The organism is Enterococcus sp. DIV1328a (genome assembly GCF_050536905.1).
Lineage (GTDB): Bacteria > Bacillota > Bacilli > Lactobacillales > Enterococcaceae > Enterococcus > Enterococcus faecalis.
On the sequence record NZ_CP172912.1, the window covers coordinates 2,723,277 to 2,735,000 of the forward strand.

Consider the following 11,724-nt stretch of genomic DNA (forward strand, 5'->3'; position numbering starts at 1 on the left):
TTCAAATTGAAAAAAATATCGAGGAAGTTTTGGCTTAAAATAAAAAAGCAGACAATCGGCTACTGCCGATTGTCTGCTTTTTTCATTCATTCGTGACCAAGCGATATAAGATCATCGCCAAATAGACTTCATAGGCTTCGGCGGCGTTAGTCATATCATAGCCGAGCGCTTCATTAATTTTACTGATACGATATTTGACCGTATTTTTATGAACAAATAGGCGTTCGCCGCATTCTTTAAAATCACTACTTGCATCTAGTAAAAACGTTCCTAATGTCATTAACTGCTCTGATTCTTTTAAGAGAGGTTGGATAACTGCTAAGCGTTGTTGGATGGCTTCTTCTCCTGCTTGGAGACACGTCATCATTTGTTGAACTGTACGAATTTCCGCGATTGATAACACTTTTCTTTGTGGATAGACACGCTTTAAAAACGGCGCGACTTGATTAGCGGTTTGGTAGCTGACACGCACTTCAGTCGTGTTACGAACTTTCGGACAAAGGATGATTTCACCTAAATAGTCCTGATAGTCTGTGGCTTGCAAGTATTCTTTACTGATCGAGGCTTCAGGCTGTTTGTGTAAATAATTACCTAAGAGAACAATCAGGTAATTTTCTGTTTGTTGGACAATCGTTGTTTGGTAATAGTAACGTAGGAAATCTTTCAAATCTTGCTGAATAGCGTGGATTTCTTGTCCTTGTTGCCAAATAGGCAAAAGCCACATCGTTTCGACAGAAGAAATATCAATCATTAATTTTTTGGCTAATTGGTACATCTTATCACTTTCATCGTTAATGATTGCTTGGACTAAGGCATACTCACTGACTTCGTCATAGTTTTTCCCCCATAAATTCAGAGCCATCTGAACGACTTCCACCGCTTGATTCATCTCAAAAGAGGTTAACTGCTCTTCTTCTCGAATGAAGTAAAGCTTCAATGTTTGTCCATCTTTCTGAGGAAGTTTTTGCGAGGTAATGAAGTAGGTCGTTTCTCCTAGCGCTACTTTCTCTTGTGATTGATAAAGTAACTTGGTTAAGGGTAATTTCGTGCTTCGCGGCCAATTGATGGTGCTGATGATTTCATTGGTATAGGTGGTTAACGCAATGTTGACTTTTAAAAAATCGGATAGGATTTTCAAGGTCATTTCCACACTGCGGTTTTGTTCAGGCAAAAGGGAAACTTTTTCCAAGAGGTCCGTTGCAAAAGAAGCCATTTTATTTTTATTGACTAACAATTTCATGACTTCATAAATGACTTCGTTGTAGCGTAATGTGGGATCATTTTTAGGCATTTGGATTAAAATAAAACCTAAAGAATCCGCTAATTGAATCACTTCCTCTGCAACTTTCGGTACGATAATCCCAACGTAGTACAAGATTAGGCCTACTTCGCCTAATTCATGGAGATGCCGAATCGTTTCACATTGCTTCACCACATCATGACGAATGGCACAAAATGAACCAATCAAAATTTCACCAGCATGGTATTCATTTGTTTTGTGAAGTTTTTCCGAAAACAAAGACATATCAGAGACTTCTAAAAAAGAAAGAGAAGCAACAGATGTGTCCAATTGGTTTTTACCAGAAAGTACCGTTGCTTCTCGCAAAGACGGTAATTTTAATAAATCATTCACGCGGACACTCATAATTACTCCTCCTTTTGGCTAGTTTATTTTTTCTTACGAATCATATCGCCGACTGCAACAGGTTGCGTCACTTCCATTGTTAATAACATCATGGGATTAGGTGCCCGATCGATCGCTTCACCGTCTTCATTATACATCTCTTTAACGGTTTGGTGGAAATGGGTAAACCCGGGACCATAAAATTCAATTTCATCGCCGACACTGAAAAGGTTCCGTTGACGAATCGTTGCGACTTGCGTCTTTTCGTTGTACGCAATCACTTCGCCAACAAATTTATATTGTGGAATTTTACGACGTTCGCCGAATAATTGTTCATTTTCACTTGGTGTATTGTAATAAAAACCAGTTGCTAATTCACGTTGTGCTACTTTCCATAATTCATCAATCCACTCTTGTTGGCAGACATAGTTTTCAGGATCTTCCATGTAAGAATCGACGGCTTTTTTATACACATTAGCGACTGTCGAAACATAGTGAATGGATTTCATGCGGCCTTCAATTTTAAAACTATCGACACCATTTTCAATTAATTCTGGAATATGTTCAATCATAGACATATCTACGGCGCTCATTGAAAACTCTTCTTCAACTTCCCCTTCACTGGTTTTGCTCCGACGTTCTGTCCCAAAAGGCATATCAAATAACTCGTATTTCCAACGACAAGATTGAGAGCAACCGCCACGATTGGCATCCCGCATCGACATATGGTTGGATAAAGTACAACGACCTGAATAAGAAATACACATTGCTCCATGAATAAAGGCTTCAATTTCAATGTCCGTATTTTCACGAATCGCTGCAACTTCCTCCATTGAAACTTCGCGCGCTAAAACCACACGTTCTAAGCCTTCATTTTTCCAAAATTCTAATGTTTCATAATTAGTTGCTGAAGCTTGTGTCGATAAATGGATAGGTAAACCTGGTGCTTCTGTCGCACAAATTTCGATTAAAGCTGGATCGGAAACAATCACAGCTGAAATTCCGATGTCTCGCAATTCTCTGAAAAACGCTCCTGCCCCTTCCTGGTTTCCTTCATGAGTGACCATATTGGCAGCGACATAAACTTTCGCATTATGTTCGCGGGCAAAGGCTACGCCTTCCGCCATTTCTTCTGGCGTGAAATTTCCTGCGCGGCTACGCAGACCGTAGGCATTCCCTCCGATATAAACGGCATCGGCACCGTAACGAATTGCGACTTTTAGTTTTTCTAGCGTCCCGGCTGGAGCCAACACCTCGGGACGCTTCAATGTTCGTTCTGTCATTACTTTCATGTTCTTCTTCCCCTTAAATGAATCAATTTATTTTATTGCATCGGCACTTAAATCAAAGAAACCATTGTCTAAGCCACGACCTGTTGGATGTAATTTTTCAATTTCAGCTGTTGCATGAGCTGCTTGATCTTCTGACCAAGTTCCCGCTTCAAGTGCTGCTTTCGCTTCAGCAAATAAGCGAGCAATCGCGACAAAATTTTCACCTGGCGTGTAAAGGCCATCGAGCTTCCATGTACGATAGTGATGGTCATACAAGTTTGTTAACTCATTCATCAAGTTCACATCGTTATTGGCAAAAATATGCGTACCATGACTATCTTCATAAATGGAATAGTGGGTTTCTGGTTTTTTGGGTTCAGAAATAAACAGCCCTTCGTCTTTCGTAACCCCTTTGTCGTTCTTTGTGTAATTGTAGTAATTTTGAATTAATGGGCGTTTCGATTGATGAATACACGTCGCCCCATAGACAAGAATTTCAGCTGGAACTGCTAAGTTCTCTTCCATTGCGACCATTTCTTCAAAAGGTACTTCCCGAGCTAGGACAGCTCCGATGGCTCCTCGTTTACTCCAAAAATTGATTTGACGTGAGCTCGTTACTAAGGTTTCGCCATCATAAACGTAAGGAATTTCTAATCCATCTCGTTGCATAATAAACACAATACCTGGATCACCCAAAGTAATTTTATCGACGTTGATTTCTTTTAAAAATGTCAGATACTCTGGGACTAATTTCATTTTTTCAGGGTGCATAATGCCATTTACTGCAACTAGCACTTGTTTGCCCATTTCATGTGCACGTTTCACAATCTCGCGTTGTTCATCTCGTGTAAAAGATACGGGCAAACGCAACCCGAATGTTTCTTCTCCAATATATAATGTATCCACACCTGTTGCGAGTAATTCTACAGCCTGCTCAACAGATTCTGCAGTTGCAATCAGTTCAATCATAAATATAGCCTCCTTCTTTATGACCGTTTAATAGTATCATACGTTCACAAACTTTAAAAGAGCCCATCTGTATTAAACGTACATTTTTCACAATGTTTCCGAAAAAATTTTGGTAGAAAAGCGCCAACCGCTTACCTACCAAATGCTCTTTTTTTAATTACTGGTCATCTGTTCTTTGGTCACTCGTTCAAGTGATATTTTCGTTCATAAAACGTTACTACAACGGTGAATAGCCACGCTGCCGCTAAGCCTAACAAGCTGCCTAAAACAATCCCCAAAAAGCGGAATTGAATCAACGTTATCACGTACTGCTGACGAACGAGCAATGAAAGCATCAGAGCCATAGGCGTTGTGAAAAAATGCGCCAATCCATAATTACGACGAATAAAATACTCAACGGTCACAAATAAGATTGTAATCACGACAATCGATTCAAAAGTTGTCAAAGCTAAATTAAGCAGAAAAGCGGAAATAACCAATCCAATCGTTGTGCCAAAAATTCGCTGAATATTTCGCTGCTTAATCGCACGTAAATTGTCTCCTTGTAAAATGGATGCACAGGAAACGACTAACCAATACGGATTCTGTAAATGTAAACTTTCGCTGATATATACAGCAAAAAATAAGACAAAGCTATAATATATGCTATCTAATGGCGCTTCTGGATGCCGATAAATTCGTTCCCGTAATGATCGCTTAGCTAGCGGGGCACTGATTTCCTTCTCTGTAAAATGCAACACTAGTGCAAACAAAATGGAAAAGCCAATGCCTAATAACATACAGCCACTCATGAACGGAATTTTTGCTAACGGAATACTCGTACTGGCACCCATCGCTGTCACCATCACACCAAAGAAGGCCCCTGGTTTTGAAATATCGTAGACTTCAAAGAAAAAGCGGCCACCAAAACCGACCAGTGCAACAACAATGGGAATGAGCCATGCAATATGGGTCGATAACATGCCTAACAAATTTCCTAAAAAAAGGTAACTACCGACCACAGATAAACGAGTCATTAACTGTTTTAATGGTAACGGCTGATAATATAAAAAAGTAAAAATACCTAACGAGCCAAAGCTTGAAATCAATAATTGATGATTGATATAGCCCAAAAAAAGAATGCTGAACATAACCAAGCCAGCAAACACTAGTCGAAAAGGATTATCCTTTGGACGTTGATAATGTAGTAATTCTCGAAAAAAAGATTGTTCCATTCCATCACCCCTCCTTATTAACGTAGCACAGAAAAATCAATCTGGCAATTCTCAAAAAGAAATCGCCACTGGAAAATAGAAAAAGGAGCGTGGGACAAAAATCACTTTGGATTTTTGTCCCACGCTCAAAAACTGATACACGGCGAGAACAGAAGCAACCCCTTCGGCTTATTTCTCGGAGTTAAACACTTCTGTCCCGACCTCCTTTGCATCTCATCTATACAGTTTGTAATTCTTTTGCTTCTGTCTTTGGTGCTTTTGGTGCCCGCACATTTAACGTGATTTTGCCTTTGCTAGCGCCTAAAGTTACTTTATCCCCTAACTGAATTTGACCAGAAAGAAGGGCTTCACTTAAACGATCTTCCACTTCTTTTTGCAAGGCCCGACGAATTGGACGTGCGCCATATTCTGGATCAAACCCGACTTTACCAATAACTTCAATTGCAGCTGGTGTGATTTTCACTTTAACCTCTTGTTCGGCCATCCGTTTCACGACAGATTGACTCATAATTTTTACGATTTCATGAATTTCCTCTTGTTTCAAGGAATGGAATACAACCGTTTCATCAATTCGGTTTAAGAATTCTGGACGGAAGGCTTTTTTCAATTCTTCCATGATTCGTTTTTGCATTAATTCATGATTTTTAGAAATGTCTTTCACATTGAAGCCGACATGTTTTTCTTCACGAATCGCTGTTGCTCCTAAGTTGGAGGTCATGATTAAAATCGTGTTACGGAAATCGACTTTTCGTCCTTTGGCATCCGTTAAATGGCCATCATCTAAGACTTGTAATAAAATATTAAAGACATCTGGATGGGCTTTTTCTACTTCATCTAGCAAAATAACGGAATAAGGACGTTGACGAATTTTTTCAGTTAGTTGGCCGCCTTCTTCGTAGCCGACATAACCTGGAGGAGAACCGATTAAACGGCTAGTACTGTATTTTTCCATAAACTCAGACATGTCCACGCGAATCAAAGCTTCTTCGCTGCCAAACATCGCTTCGGCTAAGGCTTTGGCAAGTTCTGTTTTCCCAACCCCTGTTGGTCCTAAGAACATGAAGGAACCAATCGGTCTTGCTGGGTCTTTCAAGCCACTACGCGCACGACGGATAGCGCGTGAAACAGCTTCAACTGCTTCATTTTGGCCAACGACCCGTTGATGTAAAATGGTTTCTAATTCCATCAATCGTTCGCTTTCTTTCTTCTCTAGCTGCTGCAAAGGAACGCCTGTCCATTGTGAAACAACCCCAGCCACGTCTTCTTCTGTTACTTGTGTACTGTAACCAGACAGACTTTTTTCTTTCACTGCAATCAATTCTTCTAGTTTTTCCATCACTTGTTTTTCTTTTTGACGAATCCGAGCAGCACTTTCAAATGATTGGTTTTGAATGGCCTCTTCTTTTTCCGTAATTAATTGAGAAATTTCGGTACGCAATTCATTAATTTCTGAAGGTTGATCTGCCTTATCTAAACGAACTTTTGCTGCAGATTCGTCCATTAAATCAATTGCTTTATCTGGTAATTGGCGGTCATTTAAATAGCGAATCGATAATTGAACCGCCGCATGTAGAGCTTCATCTGTAATTTCTACGCCATGATGTTTTTCATAGCGTGAACGCAAGCCTTTTAGAATTTCTTCTGCTTCTTCTGGGGTTGGTTCTGCCACTTGAATACGGGCAAAACGACGTTCCAAAGCGGCATCTTTTTCAATATATTTTTGGTATTCATCCAGAGTTGTCGCACCAATTGTTTGCAACTCGCCACGTGCTAAAGCAGGTTTTAAAATATTTGAAGCATCAATCGCCCCTTCTGCACCGCCAGCACCGATCAAGGTATGCAATTCGTCGATAAATAAAATGACTTGTCCATCTTGATAGATTTCATCGACAACTTTTTTCAAGCGATCTTCGAACTCACCTCGATATTTGGTTCCAGCAACCAAGGCACCCATGTCTAGCATCATTAAACGTTTGCCTTGCATATCTTCAGGGACTTCTCGGTTGACAATTTTCTGGGCTAACCCTTCTGCTATCGCTGTTTTCCCAACACCTGGTTCACCGACTAAGACAGGATTGTTTTTGGTACGGCGACTCAAAATTTGAATCAAACGACGAACTTCGGTCCCGCGACCAACTACTGGATCCAAGCTTTGTTCTCGTGCTAATTTGGTTAAATCCCTCGCTAAAGAATCCAATGTTGGCGTCCCTTGTGGCGTATTTTTATTTTGACCATTCCGACGACGTTGTGCGCCATTGGGTTCGGAAACGCCCATTTTTTTCAATAATAATTGACGCATTTTGGATAAGCTTAATCCCAAATTCACTAAAATTCTAGACGCTAAAATTTCTTCGTCTCTTAACAAGCCTAATAATAAATGCTCGGTTCCAATCTTTTGAGCCCCTAAGCGCTTCGCTTCATCTCCCGCATAGGCAAAGATTTGTTTGGCTCTTGGTGAATAAGGTAAGTATAAGTTGTTATTCCCCATTGGACTTTGCATGGTGCCATAGCCACTTAAATGCTCAATTTCTTCACGGATGTCTTCTGTGTCAGTATTCAATTGTCGTAATGTTTTTCCGGCAATCCCATTCGGTTCTAAAACGAGTGCTAATAATAAATGCTCAGAACCGACGGATTGATGACGAAAATACTTCGCTTCTTCTTGGGCAATCGCCAGTACGGCTTTCGCACTTTCTGTAAATAGTTCATCCATAGTTATTCCTCCTCATAGCTCAAGCGCTCTAAAAATGAACGCATTATTTGAGCTCTTAGAAAATCTTCGTGATTCCCCAGACCATTCAATGTGCTTTTACTTAAAGCAGCTAGCATTAAATTGCCTTCCTTTTTCGTAATCACTTCTTCTTCATACAATGTTTGAATAAATGTTAGCGCATCTTTTTCTGTTAAGGTTGCGCCAATCAATTGATCCATTTGTTTTAGTAATTGATCGTTATCTGAAATTTGTACTTTGACAATGCGAATATAGCCGCCTCCACCACGTTTACTTTCAACTGCGTAGCCTCGTTGGATGGTAAAACGTGTATTAATTACATAGTTAATTTGTGAAGGAACGCAATTAAATAAATTAGCCATTTCCGCCCGACGGATTTCAATTTTATTACTTTCTTCTAAAATCTTTTTTAAATAAGCCTCGATTAAATCTGACGTATTTTGATTACTCATAGTCTTCCATCCTTCTTCTCTCTTGACTAATATTGACCATTATTATATCGAACTTTGCCTATTAAATAAAGAGGAACGCTTTGACTTTAATAAAAAAATGCAAAACAGGAGGAGCAACCTCAGTCAAACTGACTTAAGTTCCCCTCCTAAAGTTGAAAATATGTTATTGAATTACAGAGGCTGAGATAAAAGTGTTTAGCTCCAAGAATTTCGGCTTATTGTTTTCTCGCCAAAGGCTCGTCACAGTTTTATCCTTGCGAATTCCGAAGGAGTTGCTTTTGTTCAGCTGATTATCTTAATGTCTCACAAAAACGATTCTTCGCCGTAGGCTTGATCCAAGGCTTGTTGAATATCTTCGATAATAGATGTTGGCTCTTCCAAACCAACGTACATGCGAATGTGCGCTGGCGACAAGCCTCTTTTCTGAACAGCCGCCAAGTTATTGCCTTTGAATACAGGCAAGGCCAAACTTTCAAAACCACCCCAACTGACCCCAATTGTGACCAACGTCAATGCATTCACAAATGTTTTCAAACGTTCAAAATCGGTATCTTTTAAATCAATCGCAAACAATGAGCCATAACCTGTTAAATATTTTTCTGCTAACGCTTGTTGTTGTTGATTTCCTACAAAAGGATGATATAAGCGACTGATTCGCGGATCCTTTTGCAAAGCCGACAGCACCGTTTGGATGGCTTGAGACTGATGCGCCAACCGAACGGGCATGGTACGAATACCTCGTAACGCTAACCAAGAATTGAAGGGACTATTGACTGCGCCTAATGCTTGATGACCATGTTCAAAAATTTGATCTACAAGCGCTGCTTTGCCAATGACAGCCCCTGCTACAATATCCGAATGACCACCAATATATTTGGAACAAGAATGAATCACCAGGTCCACATTATGGCATAAAGGATGCTGAAATAACGGTGACGCCCACGTATTATCAATGACAGTGTATGCGCCGATTTTTTGTGCTAACGCAGTTATTTTTTCTAAATCTAGCAGTTCAAACTTTTGTGAGGACGGACTTTCAAAGTAAATGACTTTGGTGTTTTCCTGAACAAATTGAAAAAGTTCTTCTGTTTCTGCAACGTCTACTCGGGTCAAGGATACGCCAAATTTCTCTAAATATTGCACAAACGAAACAGATTCTCCATAAATTGTATTGACCATTAAAACATGATCACCTTGTTGGAGCAACGTAAACAGCGTTGCCGAAATAGCGCCCATTCCTGAGGCAAAAACTTTACATTTTTCTCCACGTTCCAAACGAGCAATTTTTTTCTCTAAAATTTCTGTTGTGGGGTTGGTGCCACGTGTGTAAACATAATTATTTTTTTCATCTATACTCGCTGCCATAAATTCTTCGTAAGTTGGAAAATAAAAGGAAGAGGTTTGAACCAACTCGGGCACCATCGGATGATACATTTTTTCCATTCCTTTTTCCACTTCACAGCAAATATTTTCATCATTCTCAACATGCATTTCCTTCACTCCTCTTTCTCTACAATGTTTCTGGTACTTCATGGGCTTCTTCTTTTTGATATTGTCGATCTAAGGCTTTTACAAATGGATAATAAATAACGACACTAGCGGCAACAGCTAAAACTTGCGTCACTGCACCTTGCCATTTCCCCACTAAAAAGCCCGAAAACAGAAAGGGCGTAGCCCATGGTGCTTGAATGTTTGTAAACATTGGCATGAACCCAATTTTCATTGACAGAAAGGCAATCAAGACCGATACAATCGGCGCGACCGCAATCGGAATCAATAATAAAGGGTTAAAAATAACTGGGAGTCCAAAAATCAAGGGTTCATTAATGTTGAAAAATGCTGGAACAAACGAAATTTTCGACATGGCTTTCATTCTAGATGAATGTCCGACGATGGCCATTGCAATAGCCAAGCCAATCGTGCAACCAGCGCCTCCAATTGTGGCAAATTGATCGAGCATTTGGACCGTGCCAAAGTTGCCACTTTGAGCAGTTAATTGCCCTAATTCCGCTAAGCTTTGGTTTTTGTCTGCATTCGCATATAAAATAGGATATAGCATGGAATTGATGACAGTTGGATGAATCCCAAACCACCAGAACAGTCCATTTAAGCCAGCCACAATAATAATTGCAAAAGGGGTTCCGATTAAACCTTGCAGTGGCGCTTGAATCACCGCATAAATTAATTGCGGGAAGGAATCCGCAAACGAAAGCCCAATCCCATTAATCAATAAAGCCACCGCTACCACAAAAATCCCAGGAATCAATGCACTAAAAGCTTGGCTCACCATAGAAGGCACGCTGTCAGGCATTTTGATGACTAATTTTTTCTTAATACAGAAACGAGTCAACTCAACCGAAAGAATTGACATAATAATGGCCGTAATCACCCCTTGCGTTCCTAACCAATCAAACGATAAAACTTTCGTCACAACTTCGCCTGATTCAGTGGTCACCGTTTTCGGTAAAACGACTACGTAAGCGACAATTCCTAAAATTAATGAAGTTAAACGATCCATTTCGTAACTTTCCGCCAATTTATAGGACATCGTCCCGGCAAAAATAATTCCCATCATGTTGAAAGTTGCTCGATAAGCTGGTGAAATCATATCCGCCCAACCTGCACCGAAAATTCCAGCCATAAAATCGCCATACCCTGCTACTGGAAAATCTGTAATCAACATAAAAATCGATCCAATAATTGTTAACGGCATAATCGCAAAAAAACCATTTCTTAAGGCTTGAAAATAACGTAAACTTGTAATCCTTGAAACTTTAGGCACTACGGCTTGCTCCACCCAGTTTGTTAACTTATCCATTTCACTTCTCTCCTTAATCCTTTGTGATATCCTCATCATAAAGAAACCGCTTTCTGATGTAAATACGACTAACTGATTCTGTAACTATGTTTCATAATTCATACGCTTAAGGTATACTGAAAGCGAAACAAAGTACCACAGAGAGGTGAACCCATTGAATCTAATCGAATGTTTAGAACAAAAAGAACGCTATACATATAACGAAGGGCTAATTATTGATTTTATTTTATCTCATACTGAACGAGTCCTGCATATGTCGATTTATGAACTAGCAGAAGCCACCAACTCTTCAACCTCCACGATTGTTCGTTTGTGTAAAAAAACAGAAACTAGCGGTTTCAAAGAATTTAAAATCCGCTTGTCCCGCGACTTAGAAATTCACTACCAAGCAATCCGGAATGTTGATGCGAATATGCCTTTTTTAGCGCAAGATTCTGATTTACTAATTGCCAAGAAAATTGCGCAGTTAACGACTGAAACTGTTCAATCCACCCAACAGTTATTAACCGAGGCCATGTTAAATAAAAGCATTGATTTACTTTTAACCGCTGAAAATATTTTAGCAGTGGGTGTCAGTAACTCCTACATTCGCTTAACGGATTTTCAAACAAAGTTATTACGCATTCAGCTATTTATCCATTTAAT

The 11,724-nt window shown here is 39.8% G+C and carries 9 protein-coding genes (1 of these 9 cut by a window edge); 1 reads left to right on the forward strand and 8 read right to left on the reverse strand.

The annotated features are described in order from the left end of the window. Window positions 1–82: 82 nt before the first annotated feature. From IGL93_RS13055 to IGL93_RS13090, 8 genes are all read right to left on the reverse strand, one after another. Window positions 83–1,645, reverse strand: coding sequence for a PucR family transcriptional regulator (locus tag IGL93_RS13055; protein WP_010706951.1), 1,563 nt, complete (start codon window positions 1,643–1,645; stop codon window positions 83–85). A gap of 23 nt (window positions 1,646–1,668) precedes the next feature. Further along, a complete protein-coding gene (locus tag IGL93_RS13060; protein WP_002368523.1) occupies window positions 1,669–2,916 on the reverse strand; it encodes a peptidase U32 family protein in 1,248 nt (415 codons plus the stop codon). A gap of 27 nt (window positions 2,917–2,943) precedes the next feature. Continuing rightward, the gene (locus tag IGL93_RS13065) at window positions 2,944–3,864 is read right to left on the reverse strand and encodes a peptidase U32 family protein (RefSeq protein ID WP_002354722.1); all 921 of its coding nucleotides are present in this window, start codon (window positions 3,862–3,864) and stop codon (window positions 2,944–2,946) included. Between the two features lie 179 nt (window positions 3,865–4,043). Further along, window positions 4,044–5,078 carry an FUSC family protein gene (locus tag IGL93_RS13070; protein WP_430600013.1) on the reverse strand — a complete coding sequence of 345 codons (1,035 nt, stop codon included), beginning with the start codon at window positions 5,076–5,078 and terminating at the stop codon, window positions 4,044–4,046. 217 nt (window positions 5,079–5,295) lie between these two features. Then, on the reverse strand, window positions 5,296–7,791 hold the full coding sequence (locus tag IGL93_RS13075; RefSeq protein ID WP_002360915.1) for an ATP-dependent Clp protease ATP-binding subunit: 2,496 nt from the start codon (window positions 7,789–7,791) through the stop codon (window positions 5,296–5,298). Window positions 7,792–7,793: 2 nt separating this feature from the next. Further along, the gene (locus IGL93_RS13080) at window positions 7,794–8,261 is read right to left on the reverse strand and encodes a CtsR family transcriptional regulator (protein ID WP_002354715.1); all 468 of its coding nucleotides are present in this window, start codon (window positions 8,259–8,261) and stop codon (window positions 7,794–7,796) included. A gap of 303 nt (window positions 8,262–8,564) precedes the next feature. Continuing rightward, window positions 8,565–9,794 (reverse strand): aminotransferase class I/II-fold pyridoxal phosphate-dependent enzyme, encoded by a 1,230-nt coding sequence (locus tag IGL93_RS13085; RefSeq protein WP_025190606.1) that lies wholly within the window; start codon window positions 9,792–9,794, stop codon window positions 8,565–8,567. After that, the gene (locus IGL93_RS13090; protein ID WP_002391542.1) at window positions 9,772–11,079 is read right to left on the reverse strand and encodes a PTS sugar transporter subunit IIC; all 1,308 of its coding nucleotides are present in this window, start codon (window positions 11,077–11,079) and stop codon (window positions 9,772–9,774) included. Before IGL93_RS13090 ends, IGL93_RS13085 begins: the two co-directional genes overlap by 23 nt. Before the next feature lie 145 nt (window positions 11,080–11,224). Here IGL93_RS13090 and IGL93_RS13095 point away from each other — a divergent pair, with 145 nt between their 5' ends. Further along, on the forward strand, window positions 11,225–11,724 hold the 5' portion of the coding sequence (locus tag IGL93_RS13095) for a MurR/RpiR family transcriptional regulator (RefSeq protein WP_002354705.1). It continues 358 nt past the right edge of the window; the window shows 500 of its 858 coding nt (coding positions 1–500); its start codon is at window positions 11,225–11,227; its stop codon lies off the right edge, out of view.